Below are 17,384 nucleotides of genomic sequence, written 5' to 3'. Positions count from 1 at the left end.
GTATGGACACACAGACACGCACAATCACCCTGACCGATGCCCTTACCCGCCGGATAAAGGCGCTCCAGACCGCACAATCCAAACCGGACCTGATGCTCCGGGTCGAGGTTCTGGGCGGCGGATGTTCGGGATTCCAGTATAAATTCAGCTTCGCCAGCGATGCGGCCAGTGACGATCACGTTTTCGACCATGACGGCATCCGCGTGCTGGTCGATGATGTGTCACTGGATTACCTGAACGGTTCGATTGTCGATTATGTCGAAGACCTTGTCGGGGCCAGCTTCCAGATCAAAAACCCGAATGCCACATCGTCGTGCGGTTGCGGCACGTCGTTTGCCATGTGATGACAAAGCCGTTTCACTTCATACTTACCGTTTCGTGCCTTGGACTGGCGGCCTGTGCCGGGGTTGATGTCAACGAACCGCGGCCCTATGCCGGATATTTCGAACAAAAAAAACTAACATCACCCGCACCCAAATCATTTGATGTGTGTCGTGGTTATGGGTGCGTATCACGCGATCGTGTATCGCTGTCCCCTGCGCAATGGACAAAAGCAACCGCACCCCTGCGCCAAACCATCACCAACGCACCCGCGGAACGGGCCGCCATTGCCAAATCCATCGGATTGATGGAACGGATTGTCGGCAAAAAAACCGGCACCGCCGTGGATGTGGCCGGAACATATGATACACTCGGCCCCCATCAACTCGATTGCGTGGATGAAAGCACGAACGCCACCGTATATATGGCGATGATGGAAGAAGCGGGATTGTTCAAATTCCACAAAACCACCCGCCCCACCGCGCGCGTTCCACTCTTCGTCGCACAGGGACCGCACCAGACCGCCGCGCTGGTCGACATTAAAACGGGTGAGCGGTATGCCGTTGATTCATGGTTCCACGATAACGGCCATCCCGCGGAAATCGTTCCCATGGGCGATTGGAAAATGGGCTGGACACCACAAAAGGATTAAACAATGAAAATCGCCACATGGAACGTCAATTCGATCAAGGCCCGTTTGGATCACGCCAAGAACTGGGTCGAAACCCACCACCCGGATGTTTTGATGATTCAAGAGTTGAAGGGTGAAACCTTCCCCGCCGATGTGTTTCAGGCCATCGGTTACAACGCCGAATTTGTGGGTCAAAAAGCCTATAACGGCGTGGCCATATTATCGCCGCACCCGATCACCGTCATCCTTGACCGCTTGCCCGGTGATGATGCGGATGAACAGGCGCGCTATCTGGAGGTCGAGATCAAGGGTCTGCGCCTGATCAATATCTATCTACCCAACGGCAACCCGGTGGACAGTGAAAAATTCCCATACAAATTACAATGGATGGCACGATTGAAGGATCGTCTGGCCCATTTACGCCGCGAAGGGATTGCGTTCGCCGTCGGCGGGGATTTTAACGTCATTCCCGACGCCGAAGATTGTTACGACCCCAAAGCATGGGAAAACGACGCCCTGTTCCGCCCGGAAAGCCGCGCGGCGTTTCGTGCCTTGCTCTGGCTGGGATTGACCGATGCGTTGCGCGTGGTCAACACCGCACCGCGCCAATACACCTATTGGGACTATCAGGCCGGTGCCTGGCCCGCGGACAAGGGTATCCGCATCGATCACTTCCTGTTGTCCCCCACCATTGCGGATAAGTTACAGGATTGCACAATCGACCGCGATCCGCGCGCGCTGGACAAGGCCAGCGACCACACCCCGCTGGTCATGACGATTGATTATTGATCTTTAAGATGACGGGCGAACGAACCGGTTGAACAAGGCCCGCGCCGCCGACACATCCGGGCCGGTTTTGATGGTTTCAACCACAATATCCGCCGCCGTAATATCCCCGGCATTGCACGCCCGCACGATCATAATGGCGCGGTCATAGGTGATTTTATCACCCACCGCCGGACGACCGAGGAAGTGCATGTCAAACGCCTCCTGCACGGTCATTTCTTCTTCTTCTGAACGCACGCGGAATCCATGTTCTTCGGCCAGATTACGCATCACCGCATCGGGCAGGACAGGATAGGTTTGGAAAATCGTATCCCCCACCTGCACCGGGGCGGTGTCATCCCCATCGGATGCGAACAAACGGTCAAGACGGTGGGCCTGATGTGGCGGCGCGAGGAAATAGGCGTAATCGCCAACATGGAAGGCCGTGCTGTTATCAATATCGACAATGGTGTTTTCACGCACCGCCATCAAAGGCCGCGCCCAGGACGGCAGGATACGATTGCGGAAGAAGTTGCTGTCTTCGGTAATGGTATAACCCACCAGCTCCATATCCAGCTGACCGGGCAGGTCCAGTTCCACCCGGCGCACCTGTGGCACCGTGTTGGGCAAGCCCATCCCCAAACGCCGCGCCATCATCGGGATCGTCCATCCCTGTAACACCAATGACACCAGAACGACGAAGAACGCAGTGTTGAAATACACCTCCGCATGCGGCAACCCGACCAGAACCGGCAAGGTGGACAGGAAAATACTGACCGCGCCGCGCAATCCCACCCAGGAGATAAATAATTTTTCCTTCGGCTTGTATCGGAAACTTTGCAAACACACCCAGATCATGGCCGGGCGCGCGATAAAGATCAGGAACAACGCCAACCCCAATCCCGGCACAGCATATTCCATCAACTTCGCCGGATTGACCAGCAAGCCCAGCACGATAAACATGACGATCTGGCACAACCATGTGACCGCATCGTGGAATTTAACAATGCTGGGAAAGGCCCGGACCGGGCGGTTACCGACAATCAGGCCCGCAATATATACGGCCAAAAACCCACTGCCCTGTAACAAGGCCGCAACCGAAAAAATGAAAACGGCAAAAGCCACCACAAATAACGGGTGTAACCCACCCGGCAGGTGAATGCGGTTCAGCAATGCGGATACCGATAAACCGCCACCAATCCCCACCAATGTTCCAACGACAGCCTGCAGGACGAAGATGGACACCATCTGCACCACGGCCCCCTCCATCGTGACCATGGACAGGATCTGCACCATCATCAGGGTCAGGAAAACGGCGATGGGATCGTTGGTGCCGGATTCAACCTCCAGCAACGCGCCAACACGGTGACGCAGATAGAGGCCACTGGATTTCAGCAGAAAAAACACCGCCGCCGCATCGGTCGACGCCACGATCGATCCCAGCAAAAACCCTTGCGCCCATGTCAGGTTCAGGAAATACACGGCGGGTACAGCCATCAACCCGGCTGTGATCAAAACCCCAACCGTGGCCAGCACCATAGACGGGGCCAGAACACTGCGAAAATTATTCAAACGCGTCCGCAGCCCGCCATCAAACAGAATAATCGCCAACGCCAGCGACCCGATCAGATAAGCCAGGCGATAATTGTCGAATTCCAATCCACCGGGTCCGCTTTCCCCCGCCAACATGCCGATAACAAGGAAGACCAACAACATCGGCGCGCCGAACCGCGTGGCGATCAGGCTGGAAAAAATCCCAACCAGAACCAACGCAGCCCCCAGCAAAAGCGAGGCATTGACCAGATAGACGCTTTCCATTGTTGCGTATGTTCCCTTTCGCGACCGATATTCGGTGGCCTGTAGTGTAACGCGGCCCCAGTTTTACACAAGAACACCAGCATATACGTTATGAAAAAAATTCAAACGGGACGGCGAAAGGGGAAACAGCGTGGCACAGGGCCAGCCCATATGATATGTATGGATATCTGAATAATTCCACCGTTCACCATCCGGATTTTATCATGACATTCACATTGCAAACCATCCGTCGCCCCCTGTTCACCCTGGGATTGCTGGGACTGGCCGTTGGCGTCGTGGCGATGACCAGCGCCTGCACTATTATGCGCGAGGAAGGTGCCAACCGTCTGGCGGCCCCGGTTCATATGAACAAACGCCAGATCGAAACCGGATCAACCACACTGGTCGCCTATGAACGCGTGCATAAACAAGGCGGCATCGCCAACGTTTATATCGAAGGTGACGGGCTGGTTTTAAAAGGTGAACATCAAGCCGCCCCGACGCTGGACCCCACGCCGGACAACCCGGTGGCCCTGCATCTGGCCACGCGCGACCAGGGCGATAACGTGATTTATCTGGCCCGTACGTGCCAATATCTGACCATCGACAAAAATCCAGCATGCGATGAAAAAGGCTGGGCCGCGAAGCGTTTCTCCGTCGAAAACATGGATGCGATGAATGAAGCGCTGGACAATATGCGCAGTAAATACGGCTTTGTCGGCTTTAACCTGATCGGTTATGGCGGCGGTGGTCAAGTCGCCATTCTGCTGGGCGCAAAGCGTAAAGACATCCTGACCATCCGCACCGTGGCCAGCACGCTGGACCATCAAAGCTGGACCGCGAACAAAGAGATCCCCGCATTGGAAGGGTCGTTGAACGCCAAGGATTTCGCCCGCGATGTGGCCAACATCCCGCAACACCATTTTATCGGCGCGTGGGATGATTTAATCACCACCTATAACTACGATGAATTCCGCGCCGCAATGGGACCATCAAACTGTATCCGCATGAGCAAGATTGATGAAACCGATGGCGCCGATGGCTGGGTCAATCGTTGGCCGTCCATCATGGACCTGCCCGTTGATTGCAACAGCAATCAATAAAAACGGATCAGCCTACTTTTTCTTAACGGCCGCTTCTTCCAGAGCGACCGTTATGCCATTCAGGGAAATGGGCAGAATGACATCCTTGCCCGCGAAACTTTGAAACGCCAATGTGGCGGCCCGCCCCTTGCGCAATTCATTCAACACCTGATCATCCAGTGTCAAAAACGCCATGCACCCATCATGGGTGCAATACCGCACCTGCGCCCCATACGGGGCCGCCTTGTCGATGGACAGTTTGACGCCCGCAGGCAACATAATGCCCAGCGGCAACACCATCACCCCACGCGCCGGGTGATCCACCCCGTCGGGAAAACCAATGGCAATTTCCGCCATCCGCTGGTCCGTTTCCTTGACCATCAAGCGTTGCCACGCTTCGCACTGCGTCCCATCGGGCGCACAGCGCACGGCCCAATCGGCGGCATGGGCCGGGATAGCCAAAAAACATACGGCAGCCAGAATAAAGGCAGATTTTTTCATTGCGATAAGCCCCGACAGACGCACAAAAGAACTAATTATTTCAAAATAAAGGGAAAATGGTGCTGCCAGAGAGGATTGAACTCTCGACCTCTCCCTTACCAAGGGAGTGCTCTACCACTGAGCTACGGCAGCATACCGGGAAAACGGCCTTGAAACCGGGCAAACTTCTAACCCATTCATTCCCCTGTGTCCAGCACCATATTACAGGACCGGCAAACCCTGAAAATGGCGGATAACCGGGCCGAAAATCCGGTTTTTACTGGTCCAAAGGGGGTTTGGGCGCTATAAAACCCCTGTTTCCCAAAAACGATGACAGGATTCGGGTCCAATGACGAATCAAACCAGAAACGCCGCGACGCTGGCCGCAGACAAGGCAAAAGCCGAAAAGCGGGCCGAAGCCTTGCGTCAGAACCTGGCCCGTCGCAAGGGGCAAAGCCGCGAACGCGCCGACCAGATGGCCGAGCAAAATAACGACAAGACCGAGAAGGACCAGTAAGACATGACCGCCGAACACGCTCTGAAAGATATCGAAAAGCTGGCCGCCAATGTGGGCGCCGCCGCCGTTCCTGGCATTCTGGCCGACCATCAGATCCGCTGGCTGGCGCAGAACGAGGGCATGATCGACCCGTTCGTGGAAAAACAAACCCGCGAAGGTGTGATTTCATACGGCCTGTCATCCTATGGCTATGACGCACGTTGCTCGGACGATTTCATGATCTTCACCAACATCGATAACGCCATCGTCGACCCGAAGAATTTTTCGAACCAGAGCTTCGTTGAACGCAAAACCGATGTTTGCGTTATTCCGCCCAATAGCTTCGTTCTGACCCGCACGGTGGAATATTTCCGCATTCCGAAGGATGTTTTGGTGGTTTGCCTTGGCAAAAGCACCTATGCGCGTTGCGGATTGATCGTAAACGTCACGCCGCTGGAACCGGGCTGGGAAGGGCACGTAACGCTGGAAATTTCCAACACAACCCCCCTACCCGCGAAAATTTACGCGAACGAAGGGCTGTGCCAGTTCCTGTTCTTCAAAGGCTCGGACGCCTGCGAAGTCAGCTACGCCGACCGCAGCGGAAAATATATGGGCCAACGCGGCGTCACACTGCCACGCCTGTAAGGCATATAAAAAGAAAGCATCAACATGACAGCGACACAATCCGCACAGGCTATTACTGACAACAGCGCAGAAACATCGCCGGAGAAAAAAGGCATGGACAAAATTCGCGTTGGCGGTGGAAACCGTCTGAATGGCACCATTGAAATTTCCGGTGCAAAGAACGCGGCACTGCCGTTGATGTGCGCATGTTTGTTGAGTGCGGAGCCGCTGCGCCTGACCAACGTGCCGACGGGGTTGCAGGACATTAAAACACTGCGTCAGGTTTTGGAAAGTCTGGGCGTGAGCGTTGCCACCAATGATGATGGCGCAATGATCATGCAGGCCACCAATATCAGCGACACACACGCCGATTACGAACTGGTCCGCAAAATGCGCGCCAGCATTCTGGTTATGGGGCCGCTGGTTGCGCGCACGGGCACGGCGACGGTGTCATTGCCCGGCGGATGCGCGATTGGCACACGCCCGATCGATTTGCACATCATGGGATTGGAAGCCATGGGCGCGGTCATTGAGCTGGATGGCGGGTATGTTCACGCCAAGGCCCCGAACGGATTGAAGGGCGCAGAAATCACATTCCCCAAAGTGTCCGTCGGCGCGACCGAAAACATCATGATGGCCGCCACGTTGGCCAAGGGCGAAACCAAGCTTTACAACGCGGCGAAGGAGCCGGAGATTGTTGATCTGGCCGAATGTCTGATCGCCATGGGCGCGGATATTTCCGGCCATGGCACCGACACCATCACCATTCGCGGCGTCGAAAAATTGCACGACGCGTTGCACCCGGTGGTCCCGGACCGCATCGAAACCGGCACGTTTATGATTGCGGTTGCGTTGGCGGGCGGGGCCCTGACACTGAAACGCGCACGTAAAGAACATTTGAAAGCATTGATCGGCCCGTTGAAGGCCGCTGGGCTGCAAATCGAAGACAGCGAAGATGGCGTCGGTCTGGTGGTCAGCCGCGGCGATACGCCGCTGAAGGGCACGGACATTATGACCGAACCGTACCCCGGGTTTCCCACCGATATGCAGGCGCAATTCATGACCATGCTGACCCAGTGCGAAGGCGCGGGCATGGTGACGGAAACAATTTTCGAAAATCGTTTTATGCACGTTCCGGAACTGTGCCGCATGGGTGCGAATATCACCGTGCATAACGGGTCCGCCATTGTGCGCGGCGTGAAGCGTTTGAAAGGGGCCGAGGTTATGGCCACCGATCTGCGCGCATCCGTTGCACTGGTTCTGGCCGGGTTGGTTGCGGATGGCGATACGTTTGTGAACCGTATCTATCACCTGGATCGCGGTTATGAACGCCTGGTCGAAAAACTGTCCGCGGTTGGGGCGGATATCGAGCGCATTGCATCGGCATGAGCATTGCAACCATCACATTAAAAGAATGTGATGAAACCGGATCGCTGTCCTGTGAACGGAAAAGCGCGCTCGACGGATTGGCGACCAAGAATAACTTTGCTCCGCTGGGCACCGATGCGCCGGGTCCGTTTGACCTGACATTGTCGATTCAGGATAATCGACTGGTTATGGAACTGAACGATGCCAATGGCGTCGCCCTGCCCGCTCTGGTCCTGTCCCTGCGCCCCTATGCCCGGCTCATCCGGGACTATTTCATGATGATTGAAAGCTATGAAGCCGCCCGCCGGGATGGCCATCACATGCGGCTGGAGGCCATCGATATGGGCCGCCGGGGCCTGCACAACGAGGGGGCAGAACTGCTCCAGGATCGGTTAAAAGACCGGATTTCCATGGATTTTGAAACCGCCCGGCGCCTTTTCACCCTGATTTGCGCCCTTTATGGGGGTCGCGGGCCCATTCTGTAGCGGTCCGGGTTGCAAACACCGCCGGATTGCGTTAAATAACCGTCTGTTTTAAAGCACTTTTTGGAATTTGGACTGAATGGCAAAAGAAGATCTGATGGAGTTTAAAGGAACGGTGTTGGAAGTTCTTCCCAACGCAATGTTCCGCGTCAAACTCGAAAACAACCACGAAATTCTGGCCCACACTGCGGGCAAGATGCGCAAGAACCGCATTCGCGTTCTGGCGGGTGATACGGTCGTTGTTGAAATGACACCCTATGACCTGACCAAAGGCCGCATTATTTTCCGTGAAAAATAATCCAAACCGCGCGCCGCTGATTTTGGCTTCGGCGTCGCCGCGCCGTCTGGACCTTCTGGCCCAGATGGGCATTGCCCCCGATCACATCGCCCCCGCCGACCTTGATGAAACACCGTTGAAGGCGGAAACGCCGGACGCGCACGCATTGCGCCTGGCGATTGAAAAAGCCCGCGCCGTGGCCGCGAAACACCCCGCATCCATCATTCTTGCCGCCGATACGGTCGTCGCCTGTGGCCGCCGCATTTTGCCCAAGGCTGAAAACGAAACACAAGCGCGCGCATGTTTGAAAATCCTCTCTGGCCGTCGCCACCGTGTTTATAACGGCATTTGCGTGATTGGCGCGGATGGCACGGAACACACGGCCATCACCCATTCCATCGTGCGAATCAAGGCCCTGTCCCGCGACGAAACCGAATCCTATATCGCCAGCGGCGAATGGAACGGCAAAGCGGGCGGATACGCCATTCAGGGCCGCGCCGCGGAATTTATCCCCTTTATCAGCGGGTCATACTCCACAATTGTCGGGCTGTCCCTGTATGATACAATGCGCCTGTTAAACCGCGCAGGGTACAGACAGGATTAAACATGGCCAGTGGCGTTGACATTCTGATCGAAGAACTGGACGGCAGCCTGTGGGTCGCCACGATGGAGAAAAACCGTCTGGTCGGGCTTGAAGTCGATCCCGTGCATGAGGAAGTCCGCTGGGGTTCGGTTTACTGGGGCCGCGTATTCCGCATTGATGCCGCATTGGACGCCGTGTTCGTCGATCTGGACGGGCAGAACAAGGGCATCCTGAACAACGCCGATGTGTACCTGCAGGAACCGGATGGAAAAATCCGCCGTGGCGGGGATGTTGCCATTGGCAAGATCCTGCAAGCCGGGCAGATGATCGCGGTACAGGCCAAATCCGGTTACGTTCCCAAACAGGACGACGAAATGTTCCCGCACAGCGAGGAGAAAATTCCTCGCCTGACCATGAACATCGCCCTGCCGGGACGGTATTTGATTCACACGCCGCTGGGCCGCGAAAACCGCGTGTCGTCCCGCATCCGCAATAAACAGATGCGCGAACAATTAAAAACCATGCTGGATTCATTCCATGAAATGCATGGTTACATCCTGCGCGCCGCCGCCGCCGATACGCAAACCGCGATTTTGACACGCGAAGCCGAAATCCTGCGTGCCATTTGGGATCAGGTGCAGGAACATTTTACAGGCATGGAACCCACACTGCTCATGCTCGGCCCCGATTCCGTACAACGGACGCTGAGCGACCAGTCCATCGGCCGGATCAACCGCATCGAAGTCGCCACGATGGACCATTACCAATATGCCGAAGAATGGTGCGAAATTTTTGCCCCCGACCTGGTCACGAAAATCCAGGCGGTCGAGCTGGAGAACGGCGAAGAAGACATGGCCCTGTTCGATGAACGCGACATCATGGGCCAGATCGAGGATTTGTTTCAGCCTTACATGGTCCTTGAAAACGGCGGCAGTGTGATCATCGAAAAAACCGCCGCCCTGACCGCGATTGATGTGAACCGTGGCGGTGACAAACGATCCAATTTGGCCATCAATATCGAGGCCGCCATCGAAATTGCCCGCCAGATCCGCATTCGCAATCTGGGCGGCATGATCCTGATCGATTTCATTCGATTGAAAAGCAAGGACGAACAAGACGCCCTGCGCCGCGCCATGGAAGACGCCATCGGCACCGACCCCTGCACGGTGCAAATTCACGGCTTTTCCCCCATGGGCCTGATGGAAATCACCCGCAGCCGCCGCACCCCGCCACTGCACGACCGGTTTTATACAAAAATCGGCTAAATCCCGCGGTCCTTAACGGGCAAATCTTTGAAATATTTCATATAAAACCCTCTGGACATTCCGGTTTCAGCCCTGTATAAGCCCATAATCCGTTTTTCGAAGCGGGCCCGAGTAGCTCAGTTGGTAGAGCAGGCGACTGAAAATCGCCGTGTCGGTGGTTCAAATCCGCCCTCGGGCACCATCTTTCCCCGCCCGCCCCCACATTGTGGTTTGGGCGGTTTTTTATTGCCTGCGACGTATGCCCGTATGCAATTTCCCCACTTTTTGACAAATACAATCCGCATGTGCTTTTTGGCCGCAGCAACTGTTTATAAGAACGAGGAGCGCCCCATGAAGACATACATTTTTATCGCCCTGGCCCTGGCAACATTTTTGCCCAGTTTTGCCTTTGCCCACGGTGGCGGGTGCCGCCAAAGCTCACCGCCCGGACAATGTTGCCACATGGACAATCGCACCGGCATGGTCCATTGCCACTAAATAAAAAAAGCCCCGCATTCGGGGCTTTTTTTATTTTACAGCAATGTCTTCTCCACCGCCTTACGCCACCCGGCATACAATGCATCACGCTTTTCATCATCCATCGCCGGGTCATAATGACGCACGGCATGCCACGCGTTGGTAATGTCATCCAATCCGTTGTAAACACCCACCTGCAACCCCGCCAGATACGCCGCACCCAAAGCGGTTGTTTCCGCCACACGGGGAATGTCGACCGGGCAATTCAGGATGTCGGCCAAAAACTGGCACACGAATGTGTTGGCCACCAACCCGCCATCGGCGCGGATCACGTCGATTTTTTTGCCTGTGTCGCCCTCCATCGCGCCGATGAGGTCGCGGGTTTGATAGGCTTGCGCCTCTAGCGCGGCGCGGGTGATGTGGGCGGCGGTGGTGTCGCGCGTGATGCCGCAGAGCAAACCCCGCGCATCCGCATCCCAATAGGGCGCACCCATGCCGGTAAAGGCCGGAACCAGATACACGCCATTGGTGTCCGCCACAGACGTCGCCAGCCCTTCGCTTTCGGAGGCCTGCCGGAACAGACCCAGCCCATCGCGCAACCATTGCACCGCCGCGCCGGAGACGAAAATAGACCCTTCGATCGCGTAGGTGATGTCACCGTTCAGGCGGTAGGCCGGGGTGGTCAGCAGGCGGTTTTTGGATTCCCGGAACGTATCGCCAATATTCATCAAGGCAAAACACCCGGTGCCATAGGTGGATTTGACCATGCCGTCGGTGAAACACGCCTGCCCCACCATCGCGGCCTGTTGGTCACCGGCCATACCGCCGATGGTGAATGGGCGCCCCAGCAAAGCCGGATCAGATGTGCCGAAATCGGCCACGTTATCGCGCACATCCGGCAACAACCCGCGCGGAATATTCAGCAGGCGGAGCAGATCATCGTCCCATTCCTGGGTCACAATGTTATAGAGCATCGTACGCGACGCATTGGTCACATCGGTGGCATGCACACGCCCACTGGTCAGCTTCCACAGCAGGTAACAATCCACCGTACCGAACGCCAGATCGCCAGATTCCGCCCGTTTACGCACACCCGGAACATTGTCCAAAATCCACGCCAGTTTCGTGCCGGAAAAATACGGGTCGAGCAGAAGGCCGGTTTTCGCACGGATGGCATCTTCATGCCCGGCTTTCTTCAAGGACTGGCACAGATCCGATGTGCGACGATCCTGCCAGACGATGGCGCGATAGACGGGTTCGCCGGTTTTACGGTCCCAAACAATCGTGGTTTCGCGTTGGTTGGTGATACCGATGGCGGCAATCTGCGCCGCAGCGCCACCCGCATCCTCCATCACGGCGCGGCAGGCCCAGAGTGTATCGTTCCAGATATTCACCGGGTCCTGTTCCACCCAGCCATTATGCGGGTAGAATAATTCCAGCTCCTTCTGACGGACGGCCAGAATATCCCCATCGGCGGAAAATAAAATCGCGCGGGACGATGTTGTGCCCTGGTCAATGGCAAGGATGGTTGGTTTTGTCATGCTTTTATAATCCCTCTTCTTTATTCGTCACCCCGGCGCAGGCCGGGGTCTTCATCCTTTATGGCTGAAAGATACCGGCTTTCGCCGGTATGACACCTTATTGTTAATGTATCTGGCGTGTCACGCGCACGCCATGCCCCGTCCGCGATGACACCGGATGCCCCGCAAAATATTGATCAATCGCCGCCCGTGTTTCATCACTGATATGCAGGCCCAGCTTGGTGCGACGCCAAAGCATATCTTCGGCGCTTTTGACCCATTCATTCTGGATCAGATAATTGATCTCGGCCATGTACACACCATCACCGAAATGCCGCCCCAGCGAATCCAGATCGGTGGCTTCGGCCAGAATACGATCCATCCGTGTGCCATAGGTGGTGGCATAACGATACACCAGATCGGCAGGCAGGAATTTATAGCGCTTAGCACGGTCGGCAATAAACGCCGCCATGCCATCATCGCCAACATCCCCACCGGGCAGCGGCATCGTGTGCGTCCATGGTTTGATCGTATCCAGACCACGCGCGGCCGCATAATTGGGCCAGAAACGGATCAGTTTATTCACCACATCTTGCGCCAGATGGCGATAGGTCGTGATTTTCCCACCAAAGACCGACAGGATCGGCGCGCCATGTGCCGTATCCAGAACCAGACGGTAATCGCGTGTGACCTTGCTGGCCTTGCCACGCCCATCATCAAACAGGGGACGGACGCCGCTATAGCTCCAGACCACATCAGATGGCGCAATGGATGATTTGAAATAACGATTGACGCAATCACACAGATATTGCGTTTCTTCCGCCGATATTTCCGGGGACTGCGCATCGTCTGGATGGTCAATATCGGTGGTGCCGATCAGCGTGTATTGATCCTGATACGGAATAACAAAAATGACACGGCGATCAGGTTGTTGCAGATTAAACGCCTGCGCACCGTCATACAATTTTGGCACGACGATATGGCTGCCTTTAACCAAGCGGACATTTGGTGTTTTTCCGGCAATCGCCAGATGCGATCCATCCAGAATATCACGCACCCACGGCCCCGCCGCATTTACAACCATGCGGGCCGTGTGGTTCGCCAATTGGCCCGTATCTGTATCGTGGATTTCGATATGCCAGATGCCGTTTTCAACGCGCAATCCCGTGCATGCCGCATGGGTCAGGACATGGGCCCCCATTTCCGCCGCATCCACCGCGTTTAATGCAACCAGACGCGCATCATCCACCCAGCCATCGGCATAGGTGAAGGCCGTTTTATAATCAGCCTTTAATGGGGTGCACCGTGCATCTTCTGCCACTTTAATCGCCGTTGATTTTTTAAACCGGCGAATAAGCGCCAAATGATCATACAGGAACAACCCCATCCGGATCATCCATGCCGGACGGATCGTATGCGCGTGCGGCAGAATAAAATCCATCGGGTACATGATATGCGGGGCAATGCCGAGCAGAACATCCCGTTCAATCAACGCTTCGCGCACCAATTTAAATTCAAAATATTCCAGATAGCGCAAACCACCATGGATCATTTTCGAACTGGCCGAACTGGTCGCGCCCGCCAGATCCCCCATTTCCAACAGCAGGACGCTCAAACCCCGCCCGGTTGCATCACGGGCAATTCCCGCACCGTTCACACCGCCGCCAATAATGCACAAATCGTAATCGGGAATACTGGGTCGGGATGACATCGAATCGCCTGCCTGAAGGGGAAAAAACTGAACCGTTCGCCATTATACAAGCCCGCACCAAACATTCCACAGGCATGAAATGACATAATGTCCGTTTTGTTTGACTACGATCGTATATTTTGAAAAAATTCCGCTACACGACTTTACCGTGTCCATTGTCCCCAATTCTTATTCTTTGTGTTTATCTTGCGCGCGTTTCTCCTTTTGATTGGCATGGCTGGGTTATTGTGCGCTCCGGCCCCGGCCGGGGCGGAATTACTGCCACCTGCAGCGCCAAAAGAGCCAAAGCCCAGCCCGAACTGGGCCGGATCGCTGGGGTTAAACACGGTTCCGTCAGCGCGCATGGATAAATCGGGCACGATGCGGTTTCATCTCTCCACGCTCGACCCCTATGCCACAGCCGCCTTGTCAATGCAGATTGCCGATCCGCTAAACATCACGCTGCGCCAGAACGGGTATGTTTCAAATTTACGCGAAGCCGCCGACCGTCTGTACCCGGCGGTGGATCTGAAAGTACGGCTGCTGAACGAAAGCGCGACACGCCCGGAAATTGCCCTGGGACTGATGTCCGCCTATGGCCACAAACAAATGGCGGCGGAATATCTGGCGTTATCAAAACGCTATAATAATTTTGATTTTACGGGCGGCCTTGGCTGGGGCCGTATGGGCAGCGCCGGGCATTTTTCCAACCCATTAAAAATTTTTGGATCGCATTTTGAAAAGAGCCGCAACGCAACCAGCGAAGACGCCAATGGCCCCGATGATTGGTTTACCGGTGATAAAATCGGCCTGTTCGCCGGGGTTGAATATTTCACGCCCATCAATGGCCTGTCGTTCAAAGCCGATTGGGGCGCGGACGATTATTCGACCGAGGCCTTAATCGACCCCGGATTTGATGCGCCCGATCCATGGTCGGTTGGCTTGCATTACCAGCCAACGGAAAATCTGGGATTTGGCCTTGGCATACTGGGCGGTGAAAAAATCATGGCCAGCGTGAATATCTCCGCCGCGCTGAGCGACTGGCCCCATAAATGGGAAGAACCATCACCAGAAGACCCCTCCACCATAAAAATCCAAACCACGCGCGCCAATGACCGCGGCGTGTGGGCCAGCCTGTATGCCCATGATGAATTACCCATTGGCATGCAAATTGGCCGCGCGTTACGGCATCTAACCGAAGTGGATCCCGAAGGCCCGGCGGAAATTTATATTACGCCCAGCCATTACGGGCTGACCGGGCCAACGTTGCGGATGGTCCGCCGTGATGTGGCCGCAGCACTCAGCGATGAACGAAACGGCAGCCCGGCGGAAGTATGGCGCAATATGACCATGCCGGCGATTGTGCCCACCGACCTGCAGAACGCCGAAAAGGTGAAAGATTTACGCAGTCCCAACCGCCCCTTCGCGTCGTTCCGCTTCATTTTAGACAACCAGCTGAGCCTGTCGGAGGAAGATGGCGGTATTTTGCACCGGGAATCGCTGGTGCAGGAAACGCAACTCAACTGGCCCAAAAATATTACGATTGGCGGCGGGTTCCGGTTGAATTTTTCCGACGACCTAGAATCACTGTCGTCACAATATCTGCCGGTTGATAAACCCGTGCGCAGCGATGTGGCGGAATTTGCCGGGGCTTTGGTATCCGTTGATCGCCTGTATGGTGCATTTATGCACAGCCTGTCGCCCGATATTCATACCGGTTTTACGGCCGGGTATTTGGAAGAAATGTATGCGGGATTCGGTGGCGAAATTCTCTATCGTCCATTTGGAAAAACATTCGCCATCGGGGCGGAGGGGTGGAATGTCTGGCGGCGTGATCCGTATAGCGATCTGGTGCTGGATTTACAGGGGGATTCAACACTCACAGGGTTCTTCAACGCCTGGTACGAATTTCCGGACAGTGATCTAACCGCCGGATTGAAACTTGGCCGCTATCTGGGTGAAGATTTCGGGGCCACCGTATCACTGGACAAACGAATGGATAGTGGTGTTCGCGTGACCGCATTCGTCACCGCCAGCGAAGATGACGACCCGGATATTTTCGGCGGCACCACGCATTTGTATAGCGGATTGCGCCTGACCCTACCGCTGGGCACATGGCGGCGCATGGTGGATGGCAGTGAGATGCGGACCACGATTGCCCCGTTGGGACGCAATGCGGGCCAAACGCTGGACACGCCCTTGCCATTGTATGATGTTAGCGAACCGATATCGTACCGCGCCATTTCACGCAGTTGGGATCAATTACAAAAATAAAACCCCGACACATCGCCGGGGTTTTATTTTTGAATGCTGTAATACGGATTGAATCACGCGCGGATTTTTTCGGCCATAAAGATAGATTCCGCCATCCGGTCTGCGGCCCGGCCCGGGGGCAGGCCTTGGGTTTCGGCCAGGGCCAGAATTTTATCAATGGTGCGGCCAATCCCGGTCACGTGCTCCATCATCACATCGCGGGTCAGCGGAGCGGTAAACGGGTTGCGCCCCGTGCGGGCGAAATATTCATAGGCCACGGCAATCACACCGCCCGCATTGATCACGTAATCGGGCACATACAAAATACCGCGTTCGGCCAGCATGTCGTCATGCTGTTTCGTTGCCAATTGGTTGTTCGCGGCCCCGGCCACGATGCCGACGCGCAATTGCGGTACCGTTTCATCATTGATCTGGGCGCCCAACGCACACGGTGCGAAGACATCCCCTTCGACCGCGAAAATTTGATCCGGCGTGACCACTTTCGTCCCCGGCATTTCGGCCACGGCCCGATCCAGAATGGCTGGTCGCGTATCCGTTACGGTCAGGGTTGCGCCATCGCGGTGCAAATATTCGCACAACGCATAGCCCACGGACCCCAACCCCTGCACCACAACGTGCAGACCGGCGACAGAATCCGTTTTGTGTTTGCGGCGCACCGCCGCCTTGATCCCCATGTAAACACCATAGGCGGTGACGGGGGACGGGTTACCGCCCAACGCACTGGTATCCCCTTCGGGCAGGTGCAGGCCAACGACATAGGATGTTTCGGTTCCCATGTCCTGCATGTCGGCTTCGCTGGTGCCGCTGTCTTCCGCCGTAATGTAATGACCATCCAACGATTGCACAGCGCGGCCCATCGCGCGCATCAAGGCTGGCGTTTTTTGTGTGAACGGATCGCCCAGAATAACGCTTTTCCCACCACCCAACGGCAAACCCGCCAGCGCGTTTTTATACGTCATGCCACGTGACAGGCGCAGGACATCGCGAATGGCATCCGCCTCCCCGCCCGCATACGGGTACATACGACATCCGCCCAGTGCAGGGCCCAGCGCGCGGTTATGCACGCCGATAAAAGCCGTCAGCCCCGTATCCGCATCAACAATCTTGCGCACGGTTTCGTGCCCGTCATAATCGGGGAACGCGGAGAGAAATTCAGGGGAGAGATCGTCATACACCATGGGATTGATCCTGCTTTATTGTCAGAAAAACACGTCATTATTGCTCTGGCTTATTGTAACACCATCATGTGCAGATAACGATCTGCACCGCAACA

General features: G+C 55.7%; 18 protein-coding genes and 2 tRNA genes. 14 read left to right on the top strand and 6 right to left on the bottom strand.

Annotated elements, in window-relative coordinates; translation table 11 throughout:
* The first annotated feature begins 2 nt into the window (after positions 1–2).
* From erpA to xth, 3 genes are read left to right on the top strand one after another with little or no spacing between them, the layout of a single operon-like run.
* Entirely contained in the window at positions 3–344 is a 342-nt protein-coding gene (gene erpA, locus A11S_RS02620) for an iron-sulfur cluster insertion protein ErpA (protein WP_015466927.1), read from the top strand.
* The gene (locus A11S_RS02615) at positions 344–973 is read left to right on the top strand and encodes a hypothetical protein (protein ID WP_015466926.1); all 630 of its coding nucleotides are present in this window, start codon (positions 344–346) and stop codon (positions 971–973) included. Before erpA ends, A11S_RS02615 begins: the two co-directional genes overlap by 1 nt.
* 3 nt (positions 974–976) lie before the next feature.
* Complete coding sequence (gene xth / locus A11S_RS02610; protein WP_015466925.1) at positions 977–1,741, top strand: exodeoxyribonuclease III; 765 nt, start codon at positions 977–979, stop codon at positions 1,739–1,741.
* A gap of 3 nt (positions 1,742–1,744) precedes the next feature.
* Here xth and A11S_RS02605 read toward each other — a convergent pair whose 3' ends face one another.
* Positions 1,745–3,535 (bottom strand): potassium/proton antiporter, encoded by a 1,791-nt coding sequence (locus A11S_RS02605; RefSeq protein ID WP_015466924.1) that lies wholly within the window; start codon positions 3,533–3,535, stop codon positions 1,745–1,747.
* 203 nt (positions 3,536–3,738) lie between these two features.
* Between A11S_RS02605 and A11S_RS02600 the strand changes: the two genes are divergently transcribed.
* Entirely contained in the window at positions 3,739–4,617 is an 879-nt protein-coding gene (locus tag A11S_RS02600) for a hypothetical protein (protein ID WP_235068021.1), read from the top strand.
* A 12-nt stretch (positions 4,618–4,629) separates the two neighbouring features.
* Here A11S_RS02600 and A11S_RS02595 read toward each other — a convergent pair whose 3' ends face one another.
* Together A11S_RS02595 and A11S_RS02590 are read right to left on the bottom strand one after the other, a co-directional pair.
* Positions 4,630–5,097 carry an invasion associated locus B family protein gene (locus tag A11S_RS02595; RefSeq protein ID WP_015466922.1) on the bottom strand — a complete coding sequence of 156 codons (468 nt, stop codon included), beginning with the start codon at positions 5,095–5,097 and terminating at the stop codon, positions 4,630–4,632.
* A gap of 57 nt (positions 5,098–5,154) precedes the next feature.
* Positions 5,155–5,229, bottom strand: a tRNA-Thr gene (locus A11S_RS02590).
* A 196-nt stretch (positions 5,230–5,425) separates the two neighbouring features.
* On the opposite strand from A11S_RS02590, the gene A11S_RS11975 reads away from it, so the two are divergent.
* The 9 genes from A11S_RS11975 (at position 5,426) to A11S_RS11925 (ending at position 10,648) form a co-directional block, all read left to right on the top strand.
* Positions 5,426–5,593 (top strand): hypothetical protein, encoded by a 168-nt coding sequence (locus tag A11S_RS11975; RefSeq protein WP_015466921.1) that lies wholly within the window; start codon positions 5,426–5,428, stop codon positions 5,591–5,593.
* Positions 5,594–5,596: 3 nt separating this feature from the next.
* Complete coding sequence (gene dcd / locus A11S_RS02585; protein ID WP_015466920.1) at positions 5,597–6,217, top strand: dCTP deaminase; 621 nt, start codon at positions 5,597–5,599, stop codon at positions 6,215–6,217.
* Positions 6,218–6,310: 93 nt separating this feature from the next.
* A complete protein-coding gene (gene murA / locus A11S_RS02580) occupies positions 6,311–7,585 on the top strand; it encodes a UDP-N-acetylglucosamine 1-carboxyvinyltransferase (RefSeq protein ID WP_041802877.1) in 1,275 nt (424 codons plus the stop codon).
* The gene (locus A11S_RS02575; protein WP_015466918.1) at positions 7,582–8,049 is read left to right on the top strand and encodes a UPF0262 family protein; all 468 of its coding nucleotides are present in this window, start codon (positions 7,582–7,584) and stop codon (positions 8,047–8,049) included. The genes murA and A11S_RS02575 overlap by 4 nt, the downstream gene beginning before the upstream one ends.
* 76 nt (positions 8,050–8,125) lie before the next feature.
* Complete coding sequence (gene infA, locus A11S_RS02570) at positions 8,126–8,344, top strand: translation initiation factor IF-1 (RefSeq protein ID WP_014102173.1); 219 nt, start codon at positions 8,126–8,128, stop codon at positions 8,342–8,344.
* A complete protein-coding gene (locus A11S_RS02565) occupies positions 8,334–8,927 on the top strand; it encodes a Maf family protein (protein WP_015466917.1) in 594 nt (197 codons plus the stop codon). Before infA ends, A11S_RS02565 begins: the two co-directional genes overlap by 11 nt.
* Before the next feature lie 2 nt (positions 8,928–8,929).
* Positions 8,930–10,171 carry a ribonuclease E/G gene (locus A11S_RS02560; RefSeq protein WP_015466916.1) on the top strand — a complete coding sequence of 414 codons (1,242 nt, stop codon included), beginning with the start codon at positions 8,930–8,932 and terminating at the stop codon, positions 10,169–10,171.
* Positions 10,172–10,276: 105 nt separating this feature from the next.
* Positions 10,277–10,352, top strand: a tRNA-Phe gene (locus A11S_RS02555).
* 149 nt (positions 10,353–10,501) lie between these two features.
* Entirely contained in the window at positions 10,502–10,648 is a 147-nt protein-coding gene (locus A11S_RS11925; RefSeq protein ID WP_015466915.1) for a hypothetical protein, read from the top strand.
* A gap of 35 nt (positions 10,649–10,683) precedes the next feature.
* On the opposite strand, the gene glpK is transcribed toward A11S_RS11925, so the two are convergent.
* Positions 10,684–12,168, bottom strand: coding sequence for a glycerol kinase GlpK (gene glpK, locus A11S_RS02545; RefSeq protein ID WP_015466914.1), 1,485 nt, complete (start codon positions 12,166–12,168; stop codon positions 10,684–10,686).
* Between the two features lie 103 nt (positions 12,169–12,271).
* Complete coding sequence (glpD, locus tag A11S_RS02540; protein WP_015466913.1) at positions 12,272–13,858, bottom strand: glycerol-3-phosphate dehydrogenase; 1,587 nt, start codon at positions 13,856–13,858, stop codon at positions 12,272–12,274.
* Positions 13,859–14,071: 213 nt separating this feature from the next.
* Here glpD and A11S_RS02535 point away from each other — a divergent pair, with 213 nt between their 5' ends.
* On the top strand, positions 14,072–16,111 hold the full coding sequence (locus tag A11S_RS02535; RefSeq protein WP_041802370.1) for a YjbH domain-containing protein: 2,040 nt from the start codon (positions 14,072–14,074) through the stop codon (positions 16,109–16,111).
* A 53-nt stretch (positions 16,112–16,164) separates the two neighbouring features.
* Here A11S_RS02535 and A11S_RS02530 read toward each other — a convergent pair whose 3' ends face one another.
* The gene (locus A11S_RS02530) at positions 16,165–17,289 is read right to left on the bottom strand and encodes a Glu/Leu/Phe/Val family dehydrogenase (RefSeq protein ID WP_015466911.1); all 1,125 of its coding nucleotides are present in this window, start codon (positions 17,287–17,289) and stop codon (positions 16,165–16,167) included.
* Positions 17,290–17,384: the final 95 nt, after the last annotated feature.

It is taken from the genome of Micavibrio aeruginosavorus EPB (assembly GCF_000348745.1).
GTDB lineage: Bacteria > Pseudomonadota > Alphaproteobacteria > Micavibrionales > Micavibrionaceae > Micavibrio > Micavibrio aeruginosavorus_A.
This window is presented reverse-complemented; position numbering and strand designations above follow the sequence as displayed.